22 protein-coding genes are annotated in these 21,524 nt (G+C 63.4%); 11 read left to right on the top strand and 11 right to left on the bottom strand.

Annotated elements, in window-relative coordinates:
• Positions 1-119: 119 nt before the first annotated feature.
• The 3 genes from ACODSJ_RS10505 (at position 120) to ACODSJ_RS10495 (ending at position 3,663) form a co-directional block, all read left to right on the top strand.
• Positions 120-806, top strand: a complete 687-nt coding sequence (locus ACODSJ_RS10505) for an SDR family oxidoreductase (protein WP_489101664.1) — start codon at positions 120-122, stop codon at positions 804-806.
• A 245-nt stretch (positions 807-1,051) separates the two neighbouring features.
• A complete protein-coding gene (locus ACODSJ_RS10500) occupies positions 1,052-2,410 on the top strand; it encodes an 8-oxoguanine deaminase (RefSeq protein ID WP_489101663.1) in 1,359 nt (452 codons plus the stop codon).
• Positions 2,411-2,709: 299 nt separating this feature from the next.
• Positions 2,710-3,663 (top strand): adenosine deaminase, encoded by a 954-nt coding sequence (locus tag ACODSJ_RS10495; protein ID WP_489101662.1) that lies wholly within the window; start codon positions 2,710-2,712, stop codon positions 3,661-3,663.
• Positions 3,664-3,829: 166 nt separating this feature from the next.
• Here the strand turns inward: ACODSJ_RS10495 and ACODSJ_RS10490 are convergent, their stop codons facing one another.
• Positions 3,830-5,209 carry an MFS transporter gene (locus tag ACODSJ_RS10490; protein ID WP_489101661.1) on the bottom strand — a complete coding sequence of 460 codons (1,380 nt, stop codon included), beginning with the start codon at positions 5,207-5,209 and terminating at the stop codon, positions 3,830-3,832.
• Between the two features lie 96 nt (positions 5,210-5,305).
• The gene (locus ACODSJ_RS10485) at positions 5,306-6,040 is read right to left on the bottom strand and encodes an ArsR/SmtB family transcription factor (protein ID WP_489101660.1); all 735 of its coding nucleotides are present in this window, start codon (positions 6,038-6,040) and stop codon (positions 5,306-5,308) included.
• 388 nt (positions 6,041-6,428) lie between these two features.
• Here ACODSJ_RS10485 and ACODSJ_RS10480 point away from each other — a divergent pair, with 388 nt between their 5' ends.
• Positions 6,429-6,596: a hypothetical protein gene (locus tag ACODSJ_RS10480; RefSeq protein WP_489101659.1), complete on the top strand. Its 168-nt coding sequence runs from the start codon at positions 6,429-6,431 to the stop codon at positions 6,594-6,596.
• Position 6,597: 1 nt separating this feature from the next.
• On the opposite strand, the gene ACODSJ_RS10475 is transcribed toward ACODSJ_RS10480, so the two are convergent.
• Both ACODSJ_RS10475 and ACODSJ_RS10470 read right to left on the bottom strand, forming a co-directional pair.
• A complete protein-coding gene (locus ACODSJ_RS10475) occupies positions 6,598-7,800 on the bottom strand; it encodes a multidrug effflux MFS transporter (RefSeq protein WP_489101658.1) in 1,203 nt (400 codons plus the stop codon).
• A gap of 95 nt (positions 7,801-7,895) precedes the next feature.
• Complete coding sequence (locus ACODSJ_RS10470) at positions 7,896-8,093, bottom strand: heavy-metal-associated domain-containing protein (RefSeq protein ID WP_489101657.1); 198 nt, start codon at positions 8,091-8,093, stop codon at positions 7,896-7,898.
• A gap of 148 nt (positions 8,094-8,241) precedes the next feature.
• On the opposite strand from ACODSJ_RS10470, the gene ACODSJ_RS10465 reads away from it, so the two are divergent.
• The 3 genes from ACODSJ_RS10465 (at position 8,242) to cueR (ending at position 11,658) form a co-directional block, all read left to right on the top strand.
• Positions 8,242-8,625 carry a hypothetical protein gene (locus ACODSJ_RS10465; RefSeq protein WP_489101656.1) on the top strand — a complete coding sequence of 128 codons (384 nt, stop codon included), beginning with the start codon at positions 8,242-8,244 and terminating at the stop codon, positions 8,623-8,625.
• Positions 8,626-8,866: 241 nt separating this feature from the next.
• The gene (locus tag ACODSJ_RS10460) at positions 8,867-11,260 is read left to right on the top strand and encodes a heavy metal translocating P-type ATPase (protein ID WP_489101655.1); all 2,394 of its coding nucleotides are present in this window, start codon (positions 8,867-8,869) and stop codon (positions 11,258-11,260) included.
• Complete coding sequence (gene cueR / locus ACODSJ_RS10455; RefSeq protein ID WP_489101654.1) at positions 11,257-11,658, top strand: Cu(I)-responsive transcriptional regulator; 402 nt, start codon at positions 11,257-11,259, stop codon at positions 11,656-11,658. Before ACODSJ_RS10460 ends, cueR begins: the two co-directional genes overlap by 4 nt.
• Before the next feature lie 241 nt (positions 11,659-11,899).
• On the opposite strand, the gene ACODSJ_RS10450 is transcribed toward cueR, so the two are convergent.
• Complete coding sequence (locus tag ACODSJ_RS10450) at positions 11,900-12,793, bottom strand: PA4780 family RIO1-like protein kinase (RefSeq protein ID WP_489101653.1); 894 nt, start codon at positions 12,791-12,793, stop codon at positions 11,900-11,902.
• A gap of 210 nt (positions 12,794-13,003) precedes the next feature.
• On the bottom strand, positions 13,004-13,795 hold the full coding sequence (locus ACODSJ_RS10445) for an AraC family transcriptional regulator (RefSeq protein ID WP_489101652.1): 792 nt from the start codon (positions 13,793-13,795) through the stop codon (positions 13,004-13,006).
• A gap of 80 nt (positions 13,796-13,875) precedes the next feature.
• Here ACODSJ_RS10445 and ACODSJ_RS10440 point away from each other — a divergent pair, with 80 nt between their 5' ends.
• Positions 13,876-14,904: a bile acid:sodium symporter family protein gene (locus tag ACODSJ_RS10440; protein ID WP_489101651.1), complete on the top strand. Its 1,029-nt coding sequence runs from the start codon at positions 13,876-13,878 to the stop codon at positions 14,902-14,904.
• Here ACODSJ_RS10440 and ACODSJ_RS10435 read toward each other — a convergent pair.
• On the bottom strand, positions 14,891-16,168 hold the full coding sequence (locus ACODSJ_RS10435) for an acetyl-CoA C-acetyltransferase (protein WP_489101650.1): 1,278 nt from the start codon (positions 16,166-16,168) through the stop codon (positions 14,891-14,893). The two genes, ACODSJ_RS10440 and ACODSJ_RS10435, sit on opposite strands and share 14 nt — an antisense overlap.
• 132 nt (positions 16,169-16,300) lie before the next feature.
• On the opposite strand from ACODSJ_RS10435, the gene ACODSJ_RS10430 reads away from it, so the two are divergent.
• Both ACODSJ_RS10430 and ACODSJ_RS10425 read left to right on the top strand, forming a co-directional pair.
• Positions 16,301-17,653 carry a 3-oxoacyl-ACP reductase gene (locus ACODSJ_RS10430; protein ID WP_489101649.1) on the top strand — a complete coding sequence of 451 codons (1,353 nt, stop codon included), beginning with the start codon at positions 16,301-16,303 and terminating at the stop codon, positions 17,651-17,653.
• 2 nt (positions 17,654-17,655) lie between these two features.
• On the top strand, positions 17,656-18,510 hold the full coding sequence (locus ACODSJ_RS10425) for a MaoC family dehydratase (protein ID WP_489101648.1): 855 nt from the start codon (positions 17,656-17,658) through the stop codon (positions 18,508-18,510).
• A 162-nt stretch (positions 18,511-18,672) separates the two neighbouring features.
• On the opposite strand, the gene ACODSJ_RS10420 is transcribed toward ACODSJ_RS10425, so the two are convergent.
• Genes ACODSJ_RS10420 through ACODSJ_RS10405 form a run of 4 tightly spaced genes read right to left on the bottom strand, consistent with a single transcriptional unit; the run spans position 18,673 to position 20,942 of the window.
• On the bottom strand, positions 18,673-19,230 hold the full coding sequence (locus ACODSJ_RS10420) for a DUF4136 domain-containing protein (RefSeq protein WP_489101647.1): 558 nt from the start codon (positions 19,228-19,230) through the stop codon (positions 18,673-18,675).
• Positions 19,231-19,250: 20 nt separating this feature from the next.
• Positions 19,251-19,868: a DUF4136 domain-containing protein gene (locus ACODSJ_RS10415; protein ID WP_489101646.1), complete on the bottom strand. Its 618-nt coding sequence runs from the start codon at positions 19,866-19,868 to the stop codon at positions 19,251-19,253.
• A 22-nt stretch (positions 19,869-19,890) separates the two neighbouring features.
• Complete coding sequence (locus ACODSJ_RS10410; RefSeq protein ID WP_489101645.1) at positions 19,891-20,640, bottom strand: methyltransferase domain-containing protein; 750 nt, start codon at positions 20,638-20,640, stop codon at positions 19,891-19,893.
• Positions 20,637-20,942, bottom strand: coding sequence for a MazG-like family protein (locus tag ACODSJ_RS10405; RefSeq protein WP_489101644.1), 306 nt, complete (start codon positions 20,940-20,942; stop codon positions 20,637-20,639). The genes ACODSJ_RS10410 and ACODSJ_RS10405 overlap by 4 nt, the downstream gene beginning before the upstream one ends.
• Before the next feature lie 164 nt (positions 20,943-21,106).
• On the opposite strand from ACODSJ_RS10405, the gene ACODSJ_RS10400 reads away from it, so the two are divergent.
• The gene (locus tag ACODSJ_RS10400) at positions 21,107-21,400 is read left to right on the top strand and encodes a hypothetical protein (RefSeq protein ID WP_489101643.1); all 294 of its coding nucleotides are present in this window, start codon (positions 21,107-21,109) and stop codon (positions 21,398-21,400) included.
• Positions 21,401-21,524: the final 124 nt, after the last annotated feature.

Here is a 21,524-nt window from a genome sequence, read left to right as displayed (position 1 = left end):
TCCGAATATGCCCATTGGAGAACCCGCCCAGCCCTGCGCCGTCAGTCGTGACACGCGCCGTTGGCTCGGGCAGTGTTGTCCTGTAAATCCGTGACCCTTTTCTTTCAAGGATGCCCTTCATGAATTCGGCAAGAAACGCTTTGATCATCGGCGCCTCCCGGGGCTTGGGCCTTGGGCTGGTAAAGACGCTGCTCAGCGATGGCTGGAACGTGACCGCCACCGTGCGCAACCCGCAAAACGCCGAGGCATTGACGGCGCTGGGACCGGTACGGATCGAAAGGCTCGACATGGACGATCAGCAAGCCGTCATCGCCCTGAGCCAGAAGCTCAAGGATGAAACCTTCGACCTGCTGTTCGTCAATGCAGGGGTCAAGGGTCCGGAGAACCAGAGCCCGGGCGGCGCGACGCTCGCCGAAGTCGGCCAGTTGTTCTTCACCAACGCCGTCGCCCCGATCAACCTGGCCCAGCGTTTCGTCGGGCAGATCCGCGATGGCAGCGGCGTGCTGGCGTTCATGAGTTCAGTGCTGGGCAGCGTGACCATGCCCGACGCGCCAGAACTGGCGCTGTACAAGGCGAGCAAGGCCGCGCTGAACTCCATGACCAACAGCTTCGTCAGCCAGTTGGGCGAGCAGTCATTGACGGTGCTGTCGCTGCATCCGGGCTGGGTGAAGACCGACATGGGCGGCGAAGGCGCGGACATCGATATCGAGACCAGTACCCGTGGGCTGATTGACCAGGTCAACGCATTTGCGAGCAAGGGTGGGCATCATTTCGTCAACTACCGGGGCGAGACGATTACCTGGTAGACACGACTATCCCTGTGGGAGCGGGCTTGCTCGCGATAGCGGTTTTACATCCAGCATGGATGTCGACTGAAATACCGCCATCGCGAGCAGGCTCGCTCCCACAATTGGATCTCAATCGGGCCCTGGAAATGTGCCCGGCAACCTGAGTAAACTCCAAACCTCGCCCTTCGCGGCGACCCTGGATCAGCAGACAGGGCATCACTGAGCTGGCTAACCTGAACCCACTTTCAGAGGAGCCGGCGACCATGCCTGCGACCCGTACCTGGTTAAAAAATCCCCTCGCCATCTTCACCGCCAACGACCTCGATGCCCGCGGTGGGCTCGTCCTGCAGGACGGTGTGATCGTCGAGTTGCTGAGCCTCGGCCAGCAACCTGCCCTGCCATGCGACAAACTGTTCGACGCGCGCGAGCATGTGATCCTGCCGGGATTGATCAACACCCATCATCACTTCTACCAAACCTTGACCCGTGCCTGGGCGCCGGTGGTGAACCAGCCGTTGTTCCCGTGGCTCAAGACCCTCTATCCGGTGTGGGCACGGCTGACCCCGGAGAAACTTGCCCTGGCGAGCAAAGTGGCGTTGGCCGAGCTGCTGCTGTCAGGCTGCACCACGGCCGCCGACCACCATTACCTGTTTCCCGAAGGCCTGGAAAACGCCATCGACGTGCAGGTGCACAGTGTTCGCGAACTGGGCATGCGGGCGATGCTGACCCGCGGATCCATGAGCCTGGGCGAGGCCGACGGTGGCTTGCCGCCCCAGCAGACTGTGCAGCAGGGCCAGGTCATTCTCGACGACAGCCAACGCTTGGTGAGCCAATACCATGAGCGCGGCGACGGCGCGCAGATACAGATTGCCCTGGCGCCGTGCTCACCGTTTTCGGTGACGCCGCAGATCATGCGCGCCAGCGCCGAACTGGCGGAAAAGCTCGACGTACGCCTGCACACCCACCTGGCCGAAACCCTCGACGAAGAAGACTTCTGCCTGCAACGCTTCGGCCTGCGCACCGTGGATTACCTAGACAGCGTCGGTTGGCTCGGCCCACGCACCTGGCTGGCCCACGGCATTCATTTCAACCCCGACGAAATCGCCCGTCTCGGCGCCGCCGGCACCGGCATCTGCCATTGTCCGAGTTCCAACATGCGCCTGGCCTCGGGTATCTGCCCCACCCTGGACCTGACCGCCGCCGGCGCGCCCGTGGGCTTGGGCGTAGACGGTTCGGCGTCCAACGACGCTTCGAACATGATCCTCGAAACCCGCCAAGCGCTGTATCTCCAGCGCCTGCGCTACGGCGCGCAGACGATCACACCGGAGCGCGTGCTGGGCTGGGCGACCCAAGGCTCGGCGCAACTGCTCGGGCGCAGTGATATCGGCGAACTGGCCGTGAGCAAACAGGCAGACCTGGCGTTGTTCAAGCTCGATGAATTGCGCTTCTCCGGCAGCCACGACCCGATCTCGGCGCTGCTGCTGTGCGGTGCCGATCGGGCGGATCGGGTGATGGTCGGTGGACAATGGCGGGTCATCGACGGAAAGGTCGAGGGGTTGGACCTGAAGGGCTTGATGGCCGATCACAGCCAGGCGGCCAGGGCGTTGATCGCGGGTATCTAACGCCAACCCGCCCCCTGTGGGAGCAACGCTACCGTCTGCCCATTGCCCAACAGCCAATGTTCCAATGGATAAGCGGCAAACGCGACGAGCAGCGTCAGCACCAGCCACTTTTCTTGCTTGATCAGCGCGGACACCGCACACCTTTAATCAAGAGTCAGGTCATGAGCTACTAGACTGTGGGGGGCTGCGAACGTTTCCTCCGCTTGCGCGTGCGAGTGGATCAGTCGGTCAGGTTTTACCAGACATTGCGGCCAGCCCCTGTAGAATGCCCGCCATCGATTTTCGGATGAGAAAAGACTATGTACGACTGGCTGAACGCCCTGCCCAAGGCTGAATTGCACCTGCACCTGGAAGGCTCGCTGGAACCTGAACTGCTGTTCGCCCTCGCCGAGCGCAACAAGATCGCCCTACCCTGGAACGACGTGGAAACCCTGCGCGCGGCCTACGCCTTCAACAACCTGCAGGAATTTCTCGACCTCTATTACCAAGGTGCCGATGTGCTGCGCACCTCCCAGGATTTCTATGACCTGACCTGGGCTTACCTGTTGCGCTGCAAGGCACAGAACGTGATTCACACCGAACCGTTCTTCGACCCACAGACCCACACTGACCGCGGCATCCCGTTCGAAGTGGTGCTCAACGGCATCGCCGCCGCGCTCAAGGACGGCGAGCAGCAATTGGGCATCACCAGCGGCCTGATCCTGAGCTTCTTGCGTCACCTGAGCGAAGAACAGGCACAGAAAACCCTCGACCAGGCGTTGCCATTTCGCGATGCCTTCGTGGCGGTGGGGCTGGACAGTTCAGAGATGGGGCATCCGCCGAGCAAATTCCAACGGGTCTTCGACCGCGCGCGCCACGAAGGCTTCCTGACGGTCGCCCACGCGGGTGAAGAAGGTCCGCCCGAGTACATCTGGGAAGCCCTGGACCTGCTGAAGATCCAGCGCATCGACCATGGCGTGCGCGCCATCGAAGACGAGCGGCTGATGCAGCGGATCATCGACGAGCAGATCCCGTTGACGGTGTGTCCGTTGTCCAACACCAAGCTGTGCGTGTTCGACGACATGTCGCAGCACAACATCCTCGACATGCTCGAACGCGGTGTGAAAGTGACGGTGAACTCTGACGACCCGGCGTACTTTGGTGGTTATGTCACCGAGAACTTCCACGCGCTGTACACCCACTTGGGCATGACCCAGGACCAGGCCAAGCGCCTGGCGCAGAACAGCCTGGATGCGCGGTTGGTCAAGCCTTAAGCCTAGTGGCGGGAATGCTCTCTTCACTGAGAGCATCTGTGGCGAGGAAGCTTGCTCCCGTTCGAGCGCGAAGCGCTCGCATCGAGGAGCCCAGTTGGACGATGGGGCTGCCAAGCCCGAACGCGGACCGGCCCAACGGGAGCAAGCGCCCTCGCCACAGGGTGCTTTATTGCACGCTTCCTTCGCTCAACTCCTCCAGCGTCTTGCCCCGCGTCTCCATCCCGAACAACCAGACCACACCCGCCGCCACGGCGAAGCACAGCGCGCCCAGGGCGAACACGCCGCCTTGCCCGGTGACGGGGAACACCAGTCCGGTGACCAACGGACCGAGCAGCGAACCGATACGGCCAATCGCCGAGGCAAAACCCGAGCCCGTGGCCCGGGCTGAGGTGGGGTAGAGCTCCGGCGTGTAGGTGTAGAGTACCGCCCACATGCCGAACAGGAAAAACTGCATCAACAACCCGGTGCCGATCAGCAAGCCGACGTTGCCGCCGAACACCGCGCTCTGGCCGTAGAGAAACGCCATTGCGCCGCCGCCCAGCAGCGTGATGACACACACCGGTTTACGTCCCCATCGCTCCACCAGCCAGGCCGCCATCAGGAAGCCGGGAATCCCGCCCAGGGAAATCAATACCGTGTAGTAGACCGACTGGGTCACGGCGAACCCCGATTGTTGCAACAAGGCGCTGAGCCAGGACGTCAGGCCGTAGAAGCCCAGCAAGGCAAAGAACCAGACGCTCCAGATCATCAGGGTGCGCTGGCGATACACCGGCGACCAGATCTGCGCCAGGGCCGAAAAGAAATTGCCCGGCGTACTCGCCAGCCGTGGCAACCGGATCGGCTGCGGCAAATCCCCACGCCCCAGCGAGACCTTGACCTTGTCTTCGATGCGCTTGAGCACGGCGTCCGCGTCCTCCGCTCGCCCGGCCTGTTCCAGCCATCGCGGCGACTCGGGGATAAAAAAGCGAATCGCCAGGACGAACACCGCCGGCACCGCCAGCACCAGGAAGATGTCGCGCCAGCCGATCACCGGCAGCAGGAAGTACGACAACACGCCCGCCGCCACGAAACCCAGCGGCCAGAAGCCGTCCATCAGCGCAATGTAGCGGCCTCGGCGCTTGGCCGGGATCAGTTCCGAGAGCATCGACTGGGCAATGGGGAACTCCATGCCCATGCCAATGCCCAGCAAGATGCGAAACAGCGTCAGCGCCTCGATGTCCTGGGCGGTGGAACACAGGTAACTGGCAACGCCCCACAGCACGATGCTCCACTGGAACACCGGTTTGCGACCGAAACGATCGGCCAGCATGCCCGACAGCGAAGCGCCCAGCACCATGCCGAAGAAACTCGAACTGGCCAGCAAACCCGCCTGGGCCGTGCTCAAGCCGAACTCGGTTTTGATCGAGCCCAGCAGGAACGTCATCATCGCCAGGTCCATGGAGTCGAAGAAAAACGCCAGGGCGATGATGATGAAAATGACCCGGTGGTAGCCGCTGATCGGCAGCCGTTCCAAGCGTTCAGCCGCACTGTAGCCGTGAATGTCCATGCACAATCCCCCTCCGATAATCCCAAGGGCGAGTGTGCGCGAACCTCGCAGGGGGCGATGGCTGAATACGACCTGCCGGCAGCCCGCAGCGACGTATTAGAAGGCCATTTCCACGGTTTCCTGCTCGGCGAAGCGGTGGATTTCCTGTTGGCCGAGCACCGTCACCTGCACAGCTCGCGAATCGTTGGGCAGGCTCAGCCAGCCGGACTGCATGAACAGTTGCAGCAGCGCGGCCCCCAGCGCACCGCCCAGGTGCGGACGACGCTCGCTCCAGTCCAGGCAGGCGCAGGCAATGCGGGCGTTGCGATGGGCCAGCGCCTGGATGAACAGGCCACGTCCAGCCAACTGGCTGGCGCCCTTGTGAGTGACGATCACCCGCTGCTCGCACTGCTCGATCCACCCTGCATCCAGCAAATGCTGGTACAGATCGGCGGCCAATGTGCCCCCCAGGTGATCGTCGCACAGCCTGGCCCGGATCAATGATGCAGGGGCCGAGGGCGCCTTGGTCGGCAGGGCACCGCGCTTGAAGGCAGTCGGTAGCTTTCGCGGTGCGCTGGCCAGGGTCGCACTGGCCAGGGCTTCGACGGCGGCGCCGATTTCAGGTGCCGCCAGGCGGAAAAACCGTTTGCGGCCGCGGATTTCGACTTTCAACAGGCCTCCGGCGGACAGTCGCCCCAAGTGCGCGCTGGCCGAGGATGGCGACAGTCCGGCGAGCAACGCCAGTTCCTCGGCCTGCCGGGCCGTGCCGTCCATCAAGGCCCACATCATCGCACTGCGCTTGGGGTCAGCCAGCAGCGTGGCAATCTGGCTGATGCAAGGTGCATGTTCCATGTATTCACTCCCTGTTGAATCATTCGTCCACTGCTCTGGCGCAGGCGGCCGCTAGTATAAGCGGGGCGATCACGGTTGCCTGTCCTCCGGAAACCTTTGGAGGCGATTGTTCGTGAGGGAAAAGTCTCTATTTGCACGCGACTAATGGCCGGGCCCCGTCGAGAGCGGATATTGCGTTGCCTCGACGGTGTAGGCAGCAAGTCCAAGGCAAGATTGGGCTCGAAGGTTTCTGACCTGCGTAGAAGGCCTGGCTCTTGTGGGAGCAAAGCTCGCCCCGCAAAAAAACCATGCCGTCAGTCCGAGAATTACCCCTTGTCACAATTGCGATCGCATTCCGGTCTACACTCCAGGCCTTTGCAACGCAATCTTTTACGTGAGGAGGTCAGCAATGAAGATCCTGATAAAAGAAGTGGCAAAATCCCAATGGCAGGTGCGCCTTGACCAGCATGCTGTCACATTCCGCACCGAAGCCGAGGCCAAGGCCTTCGCCACCACCCTGCAAGCGCGGATCCACGCGCCCCATCATTTCCCCGAACAACAGCGAGCCGCCGGCTGAGTCAGCCCTGGCGGCGGGCCTGGGCCAGCGCCCGTTCATTTTGCCGACGGCGGGTCAGCATCGCTGCGCTCACCACCAATAATCCACACAGGCTGATGACCATGGCCATCGGCACGGCGGTGCCGTCGTGCAGCGCCGCCACCAACGCCGCAGCCCCGGCGGCCACCGAGAACTGCAAGCACCCAAGCATCGCCGAAGCGCTGCCGGCGCGGGCGCCCTGCCCGTTCATGGCGCAAGCCGACGCATTGGGGATGATGCAGCCCAGGCTGGCGATGCAGATGAACAGCGGAATCAACAACGGCCACAGCTGCGCCGGATGCAACGCGCTGACAGCCAGCAAGCTCAACCCGGCAATCCAGTAGACCCACACCGCGCGAGCCAGCAGGAACGCCGGGCCACGCTTGGACAACAAGCGGGCGTTGACCTGCGCCACCAGGATGAAGCCCGCCGCGTTGGCACCGAACAGCCAGCCGAAGTGCTCGGCCGCAACGCCGTAGAGTTTGATGAATACGAAAGGCGAACCGGCGATGTAGGCAAACATCCCGGCCATTGCGATGCCTCCGGTGAAGGCATGACCGAGGAACACCGAGTCGGTCAGCAGACGGCCGTATTGGCGCAAAGCGCCGGACAACGGCTGGCGCGGCACATGGGCCGGCAGGCTTTCCGGCAGCCACAGGGCGACCGCCGTGGAAACCAGCGCACTGAACAAGGTCAAGCCGACGAAGATCGATTGCCAGCCGTGCAGGTTCACCAGCACGCCACCGAGCATCGGCGCGAGGATCGGCGCCAGGCCCATCACCAGCATCAACTGGGAAAATACTTTGGCCGAACCCACCGCATCACACTTGTCGCTGACCACGGCGCGGGAAATCACCATCCCCGCGCATCCCCCCAGGGCCTGGACGAAGCGGGCGCCGATCAGCCATTCAAGACTCGGCGCGTAGGCGCAGGCCAGGGACGCCACGGTGAACAAACCGACCCCGACCAACAACGGAATGCGACGCCCGAAGCGGTCCGCCACCGGCCCATAGGCCAGTTGCCCGAGAGACAACCCCAGGAAATACGCCGCCAGGGTCAGTTGGATGTGTTTTTCATCGGTGCCGAAAGCGCTCGCCATGGCCGGAAAAGCGGGCAGGTAGAAGTCGATCGCCAAGGGACCGAAAGCGCTCAAGGCGCCAAGAATCAGAAGGGTTCGGAGGTTCATTGCGCGTCCTGGTCAGGCGTCTGTCGCCAGCCCGACAGTCTAGCCGGGCCGGGCGCGCTTGAACATTCCGATAGGTCGCTAACTATTAAAAGTTTTCAGGCGGGGCTGACCTCGTAGCCCTCTTCCTTGATGATTTCGGCCACCGCATCCGTAGACAACGAACTCTGCACCTGCACTGTCCTGGCGCCCAGGTCGACCTGCACCTGAGCCGCCGGATCCCGGGTCTGTACGGCCTGGGTGATGGCTTTGACGCAGTGCCCGCAGGACATGCCCTGGACATTGAATGTTTGCATGGGATAACTCCTGGTGAGTGAGGTTGCCGGCAGCTTCAGGCTTACCATCATGGCAAGGTCAAGTTCTGCCGATAACTGCCGGGCTGGAAATCGCCGCCGCGCTCGGCCAAGCTGCACACATCGAGGATTTCACACCGGAGGTTCAGCCATGCGCTGGTCAGCGTTCTGCCTGTTTTGCATGCTTGGTTTTTCAGCGACAGTCCCCCAGGCATCGGCCGCTGGCGAAGACTATGGCGTGCTGATCATTTCTCGCGAGCGCCTGGAAGTGGCGACCAATTGCGAAATCGGCATCTATATCCAGGACCAGCTCTCGGCCCGGCTGTTCCAGGAGACAAGCACCTCTTTCAACTTGCCGGCAGGCCGGTTTTCCCTGCGCCTGAAGTTGCTGCCGGGCCAGGCGCCCGGTTGCAACCCCGGCATGCTCGCACCCGGTTCCCAGGACATCACGCTCAAGGCGGGGGACATCCTGAAGTTCCGCATTGCCATGAATGAACAAGGCCTGTATCTCAAGCCGGCCGGGCTGGGTTACTGATACCGTTTAGATCCCTGTCAAAGCAAACCTTGCACAGCTCAAAGCCTTGTGGGAGCAAGGCTTGCCCGCGATGAAAGCGCCACCGTTTCTGAATGATTGCGGCGCCTGGATCGCGAGCAAGCTTTGCTCCCACAAAGCCAGTCCCCCACCGTCAGGGATTCGCAGGCTTTTTGATTGGCGCTTGACCTTGCCAGCATGGCAAGGTTGATCCTGTGGTCATCCACTACAGGGAGCCTGAGCGATGTCCGAATCCAGCACTTTCGACCTGCCGATTGCCGGCATGACTTGCGCCAGTTGCGCTGGCCGGGTCGAGCGAGCCTTGAGCAAGGTCACTGGCGCCCAAGCCGTCAGTGTGAACCTGGCCACCGAACAGGCGCGGGTACAAGCCCCGGCAGACAGCCTGCCCGCCCTGGTGCAAGCCGTCGAGCAAGCCGGCTACAGCGTCCCCGTGCAAACCCTTGAGCTGAACATCGAAGGCATGACCTGCGCCTCCTGCGTCGGCAGGGTCGAACGTGCCCTGGGCAAAATCAACGGCGTGCGCAGCGTCAGCGTCAACCTCGCCAACGAACGGGCACATTTGGAATTGCTCGGCCAGGTCGATCCGCAAACCCTGGTCGATGCCGTCAAGCGTGCCGGCTACGACGCCAGCGTCTGGCAGGCCGAGCAAGCCCACGACGACCGGGACACCCGCCTGGGCCGCGAACGCCTGGCCCTGGTGTTGGCGATCGTATTGTCCCTGCCACTGGTGGTGCCGATGCTGTTGCAACCCTTTGGCGTGCACTGGATGCTGCCGGCCTGGGTGCAGTTCGTCCTGGCGACGCCGGTGCAATTCATCTTCGGGGCACGCTTCTACCTCGCCGCGTTCAAGGCCGTACGCGCCGGGGCCGGCAACATGGATCTGCTGGTGGCCCTGGGCACCAGCGCCGGTTACGGCCTGAGCGTCTATGAATGGGCCATCGCCCGTCCAGGCAGCATGCCGCACCTGTACTTCGAAGCGTCGGCCGTGGTGATCGCCTTGGTCCTGCTGGGCAAATACCTGGAAAGCCGCGCCAAGCGACAAACCGCCAGTGCCATCCGCGCCCTCGAAGCCCTGCGGCCGGAACGGGCGATCCAAGTGATCGATGGCCAGGAACGGGACGTTGCCATCAGCGCCCTGCGCCTGGGCGACCTGGTACTGGTCAAGCCTGGCGAGCGCTTTGCGGTAGACGGTGAAGTCGTCGAGGGCCAGAGCCACGCCGACGAAGCGCTGATCAGCGGTGAAAGCCTGCCGGTGCCCAAGCAGCCTGGCGACAAGGTCACCGGGGGGGCGATCAACGGCGAAGGTCGGCTGCTGGTGCGTACCCTGGCGCTGGGCACCGAGACCGTCCTGGCGCGCATTATCCGCCTGGTGGAGGACGCCCAGGCGGCCAAGGCTCCGATCCAGAAACTGGTGGATAAAGTCAGCCAGGTTTTCGTGCCGGCGGTGCTGGTCCTGGCGCTGGCGACGCTGATCGGCTGGTGGCTGTACGGCGCCCCCTTGGAAACCGCCTTGATCAACGCTGTCGCCGTACTGGTGATCGCCTGTCCCTGCGCCCTGGGCCTGGCGACGCCGACGGCGATCATGGCCGGTACGGGCGTGGCCGCACGCCACGGGATCCTGATCAAGGACGCCGAAGCACTCGAACGTGCCCATGAAGTCGACACGGTGGTGTTCGACAAGACCGGCACCTTGACCTCCGGCACGCCACGCATCGCTCACCTGAAAGCCCTGGACGATAACGCGGACGCCCTGCTGCAGATGGCCGGTGCGCTGCAACGTGGCAGCGAACATCCCCTCGCCAAGGCCGTGCTGGACGCCTGCACCGATCGTGGTCTTGAGGTACCGCCGATCAGCGACAGCCAAGCGCTGGCCGGGCGCGGCATCGCCGGCAGCCTTGAAGGTCGCCGCCTGGCGCTGGGCAATCGGCGCTTGCTCGACGAACTGGGCCTGGCCCCCGGCACGCTGGCCGAGTCGGCACAGGCCTGGGAAGCCGAAGGCCGCACCTTGTCCTGGTTGATCGAACAAGACACACCACCTCGGGTGCTGGGCCTGTTCGCCTTTGGCGACACCCTCAAGCCCGGCGCTCTCGCGGCCGTGCAGGCGCTGAACGCACGGCACATCGGCAGCCATCTGCTCACTGGCGACAACCGTGGCAGCGCCCGGGTAGTGGGCGAAGCATTGGGGATCACTCACGTGCATGCCGAGGTGCTGCCAGGTGACAAATCCGCCACGGTGCTCGAACTGAAGAAAAACGCGGTGGTGGCCATGGTCGGCGATGGGATCAACGATGCCCCGGCCCTGGCGGCGGCGGACATCGGCATCGCCATGGGCGGCGGCACCGACGTGGCGATGCATGCCGCCGGCATCACCTTGATGCGCGGCGACCCACGACTGGTGCCGGCGGCGTTGGACATCAGCCGCAAGACCTACGCCAAGATCCGCCAGAACCTGTTCTGGGCGTTCGTCTATAACCTGGTCGGTATTCCCCTGGCCGCCTTCGGCCTGCTCAACCCGGTGCTGGCCGGCGCGGCCATGGCGCTGTCGAGCGTCAGCGTCGTGAGCAATGCGTTACTGTTGAAGTTCTGGACACCCGAGCAATTGGAGGACAAGCGATGAACATCGGCCAAGCGGCCCGCCAAAGCGGCCTGAGCGCGAAAATGATCCGCTATTACGAGTCCATCGGTTTGCTCAAGGCGGCCCATCGCACCGACAGTGGCTATCGGATCTACAGTGCAGACGACCTGCACACCCTGGCCTTCATCAAGCGCTCCCGGGACCTGGGGTTTTCCTTGGAAGAGGTCAGCAAACTGCTGACCCTCTGGCAAGACCGCCAGCGGGCCAGCGCCGACGTCAAGGCCCTGGCCCGGCAACACATTGACGAACTGAACCAGAAGATCCGCGAACTGGCCGAGCTGCGCGACACCCTGCAAGACCTGGTGGAGCATTGCCATGGCGACCATCGCCCGGACTGCCCGATCCTCAAGGAACTGGCGTCGGGGTGTTGCCAGAGCTGACCCCAACCTCCGCCCTGTGGGTTGAGTGTGGAGTGCCAACAAAAAACCGGCCCGGGTCGTAATGCTAGTTACTTAAGGCTGTCGACAAACCCGTGGCGAGGGAGCTTGCTCCCGCTTGAGTGCGAAGCGCTCACAAAAAAGGCTGCTACGCAGCCTAGCGGGAGCAAGCTCCCTCGCCACGGGTTCATCGTTTTCCTTAAGTGAACAGCATTACGACCCGGGCCGGGTTTTCCTCAATCGCTCACTGCATCCACGGCGGCGGGGGTTCTTCGGTCTTGCCGGGCGGGGCGTCGTCGGCGGCGCGCATCGCCTGGCGGCGTTCTTCGTCGCGGCGGGCGGCTTCGATCTCGCGCATGACCCCGCCGACATCCGCCAGCGATTGCGGCTCATCGAACTCACCGGTCAACACGCTGGCCGGGTGCAAGCTGCCGGCTTCGTAAAGCTTCCACATCTCTTTTGCGTACCGGGTGCGCTTGAGTTCCGGGGCAAACCGGCCGAAGTAGGACGCCATGTTGCCCACGTCCCGCTCCAGCATGCTGAACGCGTGGTTGTTCCCCGCGGCATCCACCGCCTGCGGCAGGTCGATGATCACCGGGCCATCCGGTGTGAGCAGCACGTTGAACTCCGACAGGTCACCGTGCACCAGACCGGTACACAGCATCAGCACGATCTGGGAAATCAGGAACGCGTGGTATTCCCGCGCCTGGTCCGGCTCCAGCACCACGTCGTTCAGGCGCGGGGCTGCATCGCCGTATTCGTCGGCCACCAATTCCATCAGCAATACGCCTTCAAGGAAGTCGTACGGCTTGGGCACGCGCACCCCAGCGTTGGCCAGGCGGAACAGCGCCGCCACTTCGGCGTTCTGCCAGGCGTCTTCGGTTTCCTTGCGCCCGAACTTCGAGCCTTTGGCCATGGCCCGGGCCTGGCGGCTGTTGCGGACCTTGCGGCCTTCCTGGTATTCGGCCGCCTGACGAAAACTGCGCTTGTTCGCCTCCTTGTAGACCTTGGCGCAACGCAGCTCTTTGCCACAGCGCACCACATAAACAGCTGCTTCTTTACCACTCATGAGTGGCCGCAGCACCTCGTCGACCAGACCGTCCTCGATCAGGGGTTCAATGCGTTTTGGAGTCTTCATCAGCTTTTATTGTGGGTCCTTTATTACCGAACACGCGAATGACAGTCGTTATACGGCAATCCTTCCTCCACGGGGAGGGGTTGCCGACCTATGAACCGGCAATGCACACACTGTGCCGGGGTGGATAGACCGAGCCGAATCATAGCCGAGACCGGCCGTGGCGTAGGGAATTGAATGCACCGGTATTTTGCGACAAGCGCTGACGGGTACTCAGTGCTTGAACAGCTCTCCCGGGGTAAAACCAAACATCCCCTTGAACGCCGCGATGAAGGCCGACGTCGAATCGTACCCACAGGACAATGCCGTGCTGGTCACGCTCTCGCCCTCCTCCAGCGCCCCCAGCGACGATAACAAACGCATGCGCTGGCGCCAGGCGCGAAAGCTCAGACCGGTCTCGCGCTGGAACAAACGCATCAGGGTCTTTTGTGATGTCCCCAGGCGCTCCGCCCAGGCTTGCAGGGTGACGCTCTGCTCAGGCCGGGCGATCAGTTCGTTGCACAGTTCCAGCAAGCGGGCATGCCGAGGCAACGGCAGGGAAAAGCCCACCTCCGGCAGCGTTGCCAACTGGTCCAGCAGCACTTGCACCAGCCGTTCTTCCTGGCTTTCTCCCTGCGGGTAATCGGCCGGAAACTGACAGAAGACCTTGATCAGCTCCCGCGCCAGTGGCGTGACTTGCAGCACCCGGCAACGCTCATCCGCCCACGGGCAGGCTTCGCGACGGACATACAGGCTGCGCATTTCCGCCCGGGTAGAGGTCACGACCTGATGCTCCAGGTCAGCGGGAATCCAGATCCCCCGTTGAGGGGGCGCGAAGAAACTGCCGGCCGCGGTGTGCACGCCGAGCACGCCACTGATGGCGTAGGAAAATTGCACCCAGTCATGACGATGGGCCTGCGTCCACGACCCTGCACTCAAGCTTTCGACACGGGCGTACAGCGGCCGGGGCAACTGCACCAGGTCGGGAATGCGTCGTTCAAGCTGCTGCTGTCCGTTAGTCGGCATTGATTGGCCTTATGTCGCAAGACGTCTATTGGCGACGACGTTAGGCTAAGTCGACTCTTCTTACAAATAGCGGTGCCCCCATGCATGTCTTCAGACACCTCAAACGCCTGGTGACCGACTGGTTCCTGTGCGGCATGTTGCTTGCCACGCTGCTGGCCTACCTTTTCCCACGCTTTGGCGCCAGCGGCGGTGCGATGCATGCCGAATGGGTCGTCAACATCGGCATCTTCGTGGTGTTTTTCCTGCACGGCGTCAACCTGTCCGGCGAGCAGATCCGCCACGGCTTGAAGAACGTCCGGCTGCACCTGATGGTGCAGGGCTTTACCTTCGGCGTGTTCCCGTTGATCTGGCTGCTGGCCAACCTGTCCATCGGCAGCCACGTGCCATCGTTGTTGATGCTGGGGTTCTTCTACCTGTGCGCCCTGCCCTCGACCATTTCCTCTTCCGTGGCCCTGACCGGGAGCGCGGGCGGTAACGTGCCGGCGGCGATTCTCAACGCGAGCCTGTCCAGTGTACTGGGGGTGTTCCTGACGCCGCTGTTGGTCAGCTTCGTCGTCGGGCGCGGTGCCGGGGGCATCGACCTGGGCGCGACCTTGATCGACCTGTGCCTCATGTTGTTGCTGCCGCTGGTGCTCGGGCAATTCCTGCGGCGCTGGCTGGCCGGTTTTTTCGGGCGCTACAAGCGCTATACCAGTGTCATCGACAAACTGGTGATCCTGCTGCTGGTCTACGCGGCGTTCTGCAACTCGATGGTCTCCGGCATCTGGCAGCAGCAGGGCAACAGCGTGCTCGTCAGCGCCGTCCTCGGCAGTGCCGTGCTGCTGGCCGTGATCCTCTGGTCGACCACTCGCACCGCCCGCGCCTTGCAATTCAACAGTGCCGATGAAGTGGCCGCGGTGTTCTGCGCCAGCAAGAAATCCCTTGCCGCCGGCGTGCCGATGGCGGCGCTGATCTTCGGCAACCATCCCGGCCTGGGATTGATCCTGCTGCCGATCATGATTTACCACCCGCTGCAGTTGATCGTCTGCTCGATCCTGGCCGAGCGCTACGCCAGCCGTCGCCGCACACAAACCAGCAGCCCGGACAAAGCGCTGCTCAACGCTCGATAATCGCCGTCACCCCCTGGCCGGCGGCGGCGCAGATGGAGATCAGCCCGCGGCCACGCCCGGCGGCATCGAGCAGCTTGGCGAGGTTGGCGACAATGCGCCCGCCCGTCGCGGCAAACGGGTGCCCGGCGGCCAGGGAGCTGCCCTTCACGTTCAAGCGGCTGCGGTCGATGGAGCCCAGCGGCGCGTCGAGGCCCAGGCGGGTCTTGCAGTAGTCCGGGTCTTCCCAGGCCTTGAGGGTGCACAACACCTGGGCGGCGAACGCTTCGTGGATCTCGTAGTAGTCGAAGTCCTGCAAGGTCAGGCCATTGCGCGCCAGCAACTGCGGCACGGCGTAGACCGGCGCCATCAATAGCCCTTCGGCGCCATTGACGAAATCCACCGCCGCCGTCTGGCCGTCACGCAAATACGCCAGGATCGGCAGGCCACGGGCCTTGGCCCACTCTTCGCTGCCCAACAACACCAACGAGGCGCCATCGGTCAAAGGGGTGGAATTGCCCGCCGTCATCGTGCCCTTGGCACTTTTTTCAAAGGCAGGCTTGAGGGAGGCGAGTTTTTCCAGGGTCAGGTCCGGGCGCAGGTTGTTGTCTCGGGTCAGGCCGAGAAACGGCGTGAGCAAGTCGTTCTGCCAGCCTTCGGCGTAGGACGCAGCCATTTTCTGGTGGCTTTCCAAGGCCAACTGATCCTGTTCTTCCCGTGGGATCTGCCAGGTCTGGGCCATCAACTCGCAGTGCTCACCCATGTTCAGTCCCGTGCGCGGCTCGTTGATACGCGGCAACAGCGGCGCGAGGTGGTGGGGACGCAATTGCAGGAATACCTTGATCTTCTCGGCGGTCGTCCGCGCGCGGTTGGCTTGCAGCAGGATCCGGCGCAATCCTTCGTTGATGGCGATCGGCGCGTCCGACGTGGTGTCCACGCCACCGGCAATGGCGCTGTCGATCTGGCCCAGGGCAATCTTGTTGGCGACCAACAGCACCGTCTCCAGCCCCGTGCCACACGCCTGCTGCACATCGTAGGCCGGGGTGCGGGGCGACAGCCGCGAGCCGAGTACGCATTCACGGGTCAGGTTCAAGTCCCGAGACAGCTTGAGCACGGCGCCGGCGGCCACCTCACCGATGTGCAAGCCATGCAGGTTGTAGCGTTCGATCAGCCCCTCGAGCGCGGCCGTCAGCATCGCTTGGTTGCTGGCAGTGGCGTAGGGCCCGTTGGAGCGGGCAAAGGGAATGCGGTTACCACCGATGATCGCGACGCGACGTAGCTGTGCCATGAAGACTCCCCCGTGCAGGTACGAATGTGCCAAAGTTCCCATTGCACACAAGCTTAGGCTTTATCTCGCCGATCGAACGACTGATTGCCAATCATGGTCCACACTGCAACCTCATCAGTGGGAGGGTGTTCCATGTCAGACCGCTACATAGACTTCGCCAATTCGGCCCTGGGCCGGCGCATGGTCGGACCCCTCGGTCTGCCAGCGCCGGCACGCCTGGAACGTTGGCAGGCCGGGCGAATGCGGCCGATCGAAGGTGCGCTGCTGCTGGGCGGCGGGTCGCTGATCGAACATGTCGGCACGTTCGCCAAACGGCTGACCGACGCTATTTTCATCTACGGTAGCGAACCCACGCTGGCCACCGAGTGGATTCCCGGCCACGGCCCGAAAATCAAGGCTGTGGTGTACGACGCCAGCCATCTGGTGCAGGTCGATCAGCTCAAGCAGCTGCGTGAGTTTTTCCAGCCGCTGATGAAAAACCTCGACCGCAGCGCCCACATCGTGATCCTCGGTCGCGCTCCGCAAAGCCTTGCCGATCCGTTCGCCGCCAGTGCCCAGCGCGCGCTGGAGGGGTTCAGCCGTTCCCTGGCCAAGGAGTTGCGCAACGGCGGGACGCTGCAACTGCTGTACGTCGGCGACGGCGCGCAAACCCAATTGGAAGGCGCGTTGCGGTTTTTCCTGTCGCCCAAGAGCGCCTTCGTGTCCGGGCAGGTCCTGCGCCTCGATGCCTGTGACGTCCAGGTCCAGGACTGGACGCGACCGCTCACTGGGCTCAAGGCCTTGATCACTGGCGCCGCTCGCGGCATCGGTGCCGCCATCGCCGAAACCCTGGCCCGTGATGGCGCCGATGTGATCCTGTTGGATGTCCCACAGGCCAAGACCGACCTCGAAGCCCTGGCCGCACGCCTGGGCGGGCGTAGCGTGACCTTGGACATCTGCGCCGAAGACGCCGCCACGCAGTTGATCGAACACTTGCCGGGCGGTATCGATATCGTGGTGCACAACGCCGGTATCACCCGGGACAAGACCCTCGCCAACATGACCCCGGAATTCTGGGATGCGGTGCTGGCGGTCAACCTCAATGCCCCGCAAGTGCTGACCAAGGCCCTGCTCGACAACGGCACCCTGCACGACAACGGCCGGGTGATCCTGTTGGCGTCCATCAGCGGCATCGCCGGCAACCGTGGCCAGACCAACTATGCGGCGAGCAAGGCCGGCTTGATCGGCCTGGCCCAGGCTTGGGCGCCGGTTTTGCAACCCCGCGGGATCAGCATCAATGCCGTGGCACCGGGCTTCATTGAAACGCGCATGACCGCCGAGATCCCCTTCGCCCTGCGCGAAGCCGGGCGGCGCATGAGCTCGCTGGGCCAGGGCGGGCTGCCTCAGGATGTCGCCGAAGCCGTGGCCTGGCTCGCGCAGCCGGGCACGGGCGCCGTCACTGGGCAAGCCCTGCGGGTGTGCGGACAAAGCCTCCTGGGAGCGTGACCATGACGATCCAATGGCATGAGGTCTACAGCGCGCCGAGCATGGCCCGGCTGTACGTAAAAGCGGCGACGCGGCGCAAGGTCACCGGCAAGACCTTGCCACAGGACGGCCTGCGCCAGGTGCTTCAGGTCGATCAACAACGCCTGGCGGCCTATCGCACCGTCTGTGGCTTCTCGGAAAACGGGCTGCTGCCCCCCACCTATCCCCACGTCTTGGCGTTCGCCCTGCAAATGCAATTGCTCACCGCCCGGGATTTTCCTTTCCCGCTGCTGGGGCTGGTTCACTTGAGCAACCGCATCCGCGTGTTGCGCCCCTTGGGTGGGGTTAGCCAAGTGCGGACCAGTGTCCATGTCGAGAACCTGCTGGCCCATCCCAAGGGCGCGGTGTTCGACCTGGTGACCCATCTGGACGATCAGTTGGGACCGTTGTGGCAAGCTCGGAGCCAGATGCTCTGCAAAGGTGTCCAGCTGGACGGCGCGCCCGCGGACGCCCCGCCGCCGGCCGACCTGGCATTGGCCGAAGTCGCCCATTGGAGCGCACCGGCGGACATAGGCCGGCGCTATGCCAAGGTGTCCGGCGACTACAACCCCATCCACCTGAGCAGCCCCAGCGCCCGCCTGTTCGGCTTCCCCAGCGCCATCGCCCACGGCTTGTGGAACAAAGCCAGGACCCTGGCCGCGCTGGAAGACCGGCTGCCCGACGCCAACCTGGAAATCGACGTAACCTTCAAGAAACCCGTGCGCCTGCCCAGTGAAGTGACCCTGTTGGCGAGCGCGGCGGGCTCCAGTGGGCAACTGCAACTGATGGGGGCCGGGGACTTGGAACATATGCTGGGCGCGTGGCGGCCGGTTGTTTGAACGAGGTGAAGGCTGTCTCTACCGCCTTCGCGAGCAAGCCGCTCCCACAGGGGTTGCGGCGAACGCGGAATCCGTGAACACCCTAGAACCCATGTGGGAGCGGGCTTGCTCCGGGCGGCGATCCGACGAAAGCGGTGGGTCAGCTTGCATCGATGACGCAGCCTAGCGCGGCGGATAGTTGGCCAGGATCCGCGCCACCGTCTCGCGCACGGCGGTGCTGCGCTCGTTCGGATTCGGCGAACTGCTGAGCAGTTGTTCATCGCTGCCCCGCCACACCAGCTTGCCGTCCTTGCCATCGAGCAGGTCGATCTGCAGCGTGGCGACCTTGTAGCTGACGTTGCGGGTTTCGTTGTACATCGGCCCGCCCCAGTAACCATTCCAAGGGCCGCCCCAACCACCGCCATAATTGGTCGTCACTTGTTGCTGGCGCTCCTCGACGATCAGATAGGCCTGGACCTGCACATCGCCGCGCCCGCCCGCCGCAGCCGGGCGCAGGCCACGTTGGTCGAGCTGGTCGGCGACCGCCTGGCGGATCCGCTGTTCGGTCAGGTCGCTCTTGATGCGTGGATCGTCGGGGCGATATTGCAGGGCCGGGTCTTTCCAGCTCCAGCTGCGGTAGGCCGCGAAATCACGGCTGGGGTCAAAGTCATGGTTGACCTGGTTATTGGCACAGGCGCTGAGCAGAACGGCAAACGCCAGTAGGACAAGACGGCGAAACATGGTTTTTCTCCGTTGCGTGATCAACTGGGCGGATAAGCCGAGAGGGCTTTTTCCACCGCCTCGCGAATGGCATCGGTGCTGTCGCCCGGGCTGCCACGCTGGCCAGTCTCGGCACTGGAACTCCAGACCGGCTGCCCCGTGCGGGCATCGAACAGATCCACCCGAACCACCACGACCTGCTCCTGATACGTGCGCACCATCGGCACCGTGTTGTACATGCCATAACCCGGACCGTAGCGGTTGTAGCCGCCATAGCCACGATAGACACCTGAATCATAGTCGTCCCGCACCTGGCGCACGCGGGTCTCCAGGCGCAGGTCGGCGCTGACGAAGAGGTCGGCGGGCCGGTTGTCATGCAGCGGGCGCAGGCCGCGCTGGTCCAGGGCATTGCTCACCGCTTCGGCGACCTGGGCCGAGTCTGCCCAGGCGGTGCCTGCGGGCATGCGCCCATTGAGCCAGGTCCAGCTGCGATAGCGCCCATAGTCACGGGGCGGCGCCGGGTAGGCACTGCGGTCGAACACCGTGGCGGCCTGGGGCGGTGCCGGCGGCAGCGGATTGGACGTGGCAACGTACGGGTTGCTGCCCTGGCAGGCGGCCAAACCCAGGCACAGCACCAACACCCCTGAACGACCTTTCATTTCACTCTCCGAATGCGCTTGATCAGAGCGGACGACAGACCCAGTGCAGATAACGTCCCAGCCCGGCGAACGCCGGATGGCGACGGTGGGCCAGTTCCATTTCCAGCAACTGCGCAAGCTCTGCGCGGGCCTGGAATTCCACCGGCATGTAGTCGTGGAAAACCCGCACGCCACTCTGGCTTTGGACCTGCCACAGACCTTCAAGTTGCGCCGCCAACTCTCGCGGATCAAGGGGTTGTTGCGGCGTCAGGCTCTGTTTTTCGCCGGCCATGTCGTTCTTGCGCAACTTGCGAAAATGCCCCTTCAGCAAGTTACGGTAGACCAGTGCATCGCGATTGTAGAACGCCAGGGACAACCAGCCACCGGGCACCGTGAGTGCGTGCAGCACCGGGAGGATCGCGTGGGGTTCGGCCAACCATTCCAGCACCGCGTGACACAGCACCAGGTCGTAGCGCTCAGTGAGCTGGCCGGGCAGCTCCTGCCACGGCGCCTGGATGAACGTGGCGCTCTGCCCCGCCTCGGCGAAGCGCTGGCGCGCGCCCTCGAGCATCGGTTCGGCCGGTTCGGCCAGGGTCACCTGATGCCCGCGCTCGGCCAGCCACAATGACATGTGGCCCAGGCCGGCACCAATGTCCAGCACCCGCAACGGGCGCTCCGGCAACGCTTCCAGCAGATCGGCCTGCAACACCGCCAGGCGGATCGCGCCCTTGGCCCCACCGTAGATTTTTTCGGCAAACCGTGTGGCGAGCTGATCGAAGTGACGGTCGCTCATTGGCCGAACCGCCGTTCGCTGTCAGCCAGTTTGCTTTGCACCACGGCGTCCATGTCCAGCCCCAGCTCGCTGCACAACAGCAATAAGTACAGGACGATGTCACCGACCTCCTGCCCGGCATGGGCCAGCTTGTCGGCCGGCAGCTGGCGCGACTGGTCTTCGGTCAGCCACTGGAAAATCTCCACCAGTTCGGCCATTTCCACACTGGCGGCCATGGCGAGGTTCTTCGGGCTGTGGAATGGCCGCCAATCGTTACGGTCACGAATGGCGTGCAGGCGTTCGGTCAGTTCAACAAGGTTCATCGGGCTCTCCTGAATGCGCATAGCTTCGGGGGGATAACCCGGGAAGGCAAGTGCCTCGGTGCGCGGCGGCGATTTCCCCCATAATCGAACGTTCGCGGTGCCAACAGCTCCTACAATCAAGAGCCAGAGGCTCCACGCAGATTCCCCTCCATCAGGATGCAAACATGCAGGTAGAAAGCTTTTTCGAATGGCTCGGCCAGGCACTCGGTTCGGTAATCCGATTCATCGTCGATCTGCTCAGTGGCCTGTTCAACACCCTGGCCAATGCCGGCGGCAATTTCATCGACGGCCTGTCGCGCACCTTGGGCATGGACACCTCGATCATCAGCATCGTCACGCTGATCCTCGGGCTGATGCTGCTGTACTCGGCCATCCGCGCGTTCATGCGGGCGTCGATCATCATGGGCATCATCTGGCTGGTGCTGGGGTTGTGGTTGCTGAGCTGGATCATTCACTAAAGCCGAGAGCACTGTGTGGGAGCAAAGCTTGCTCGCGATACAGGCGCCTCGGTTCCTGAAAGACCGCGTCATCTTCATCGCGGGCAAGCCTTGCTCCCACAGTTTTCTTGATCAATGCGAGAAC

This window comes from Pseudomonas sp. FG6 (assembly GCF_057809015.1).
This window is presented reverse-complemented; position numbering and strand designations above follow the sequence as displayed.

What these genes read in the sequence shown, in the direction of transcription:
- ACODSJ_RS10505 (WP_489101664.1), top strand. Translation starts at nt 120, where the DNA reads ATGAATTCGGCAAGAAACGCTTTGATCATCGGCGCCTCCCGGGGCTTG.
- ACODSJ_RS10500 (WP_489101663.1), top strand. Translation starts at nt 1,052, where the DNA reads ATGCCTGCGACCCGTACCTGGTTAAAAAATCCCCTCGCCATCTTCACC.
- ACODSJ_RS10495 (WP_489101662.1), top strand. Translation starts at nt 2,710, where the DNA reads ATGTACGACTGGCTGAACGCCCTGCCCAAGGCTGAATTGCACCTGCAC.
- ACODSJ_RS10490 (WP_489101661.1), bottom strand. Translation starts at nt 5,209, where the DNA reads ATGGACATTCACGGCTACAGTGCGGCTGAACGCTTGGAACGGCTGCCG.
- ACODSJ_RS10485 (WP_489101660.1), bottom strand. Translation starts at nt 6,040, where the DNA reads ATGGAACATGCACCTTGCATCAGCCAGATTGCCACGCTGCTGGCTGAC.
- ACODSJ_RS10480 (WP_489101659.1), top strand. Translation starts at nt 6,429, where the DNA reads ATGAAGATCCTGATAAAAGAAGTGGCAAAATCCCAATGGCAGGTGCGC.
- ACODSJ_RS10475 (WP_489101658.1), bottom strand. Translation starts at nt 7,800, where the DNA reads ATGAACCTCCGAACCCTTCTGATTCTTGGCGCCTTGAGCGCTTTCGGT.
- ACODSJ_RS10470 (WP_489101657.1), bottom strand. Translation starts at nt 8,093, where the DNA reads ATGCAAACATTCAATGTCCAGGGCATGTCCTGCGGGCACTGCGTCAAA.
- ACODSJ_RS10465 (WP_489101656.1), top strand. Translation starts at nt 8,242, where the DNA reads ATGCGCTGGTCAGCGTTCTGCCTGTTTTGCATGCTTGGTTTTTCAGCG.
- ACODSJ_RS10460 (WP_489101655.1), top strand. Translation starts at nt 8,867, where the DNA reads ATGTCCGAATCCAGCACTTTCGACCTGCCGATTGCCGGCATGACTTGC.
- cueR (WP_489101654.1), top strand. Translation starts at nt 11,257, where the DNA reads ATGAACATCGGCCAAGCGGCCCGCCAAAGCGGCCTGAGCGCGAAAATG.
- ACODSJ_RS10450 (WP_489101653.1), bottom strand. Translation starts at nt 12,793, where the DNA reads ATGAAGACTCCAAAACGCATTGAACCCCTGATCGAGGACGGTCTGGTC.
- ACODSJ_RS10445 (WP_489101652.1), bottom strand. Translation starts at nt 13,795, where the DNA reads ATGCCGACTAACGGACAGCAGCAGCTTGAACGACGCATTCCCGACCTG.
- ACODSJ_RS10440 (WP_489101651.1), top strand. Translation starts at nt 13,876, where the DNA reads ATGCATGTCTTCAGACACCTCAAACGCCTGGTGACCGACTGGTTCCTG.
- ACODSJ_RS10435 (WP_489101650.1), bottom strand. Translation starts at nt 16,168, where the DNA reads ATGGCACAGCTACGTCGCGTCGCGATCATCGGTGGTAACCGCATTCCC.
- ACODSJ_RS10430 (WP_489101649.1), top strand. Translation starts at nt 16,301, where the DNA reads ATGTCAGACCGCTACATAGACTTCGCCAATTCGGCCCTGGGCCGGCGC.
- ACODSJ_RS10425 (WP_489101648.1), top strand. Translation starts at nt 17,656, where the DNA reads ATGACGATCCAATGGCATGAGGTCTACAGCGCGCCGAGCATGGCCCGG.
- ACODSJ_RS10420 (WP_489101647.1), bottom strand. Translation starts at nt 19,230, where the DNA reads ATGTTTCGCCGTCTTGTCCTACTGGCGTTTGCCGTTCTGCTCAGCGCC.
- ACODSJ_RS10415 (WP_489101646.1), bottom strand. Translation starts at nt 19,868, where the DNA reads ATGAAAGGTCGTTCAGGGGTGTTGGTGCTGTGCCTGGGTTTGGCCGCC.
- ACODSJ_RS10410 (WP_489101645.1), bottom strand. Translation starts at nt 20,640, where the DNA reads ATGAGCGACCGTCACTTCGATCAGCTCGCCACACGGTTTGCCGAAAAA.
- ACODSJ_RS10405 (WP_489101644.1), bottom strand. Translation starts at nt 20,942, where the DNA reads ATGAACCTTGTTGAACTGACCGAACGCCTGCACGCCATTCGTGACCGT.
- ACODSJ_RS10400 (WP_489101643.1), top strand. Translation starts at nt 21,107, where the DNA reads ATGCAGGTAGAAAGCTTTTTCGAATGGCTCGGCCAGGCACTCGGTTCG.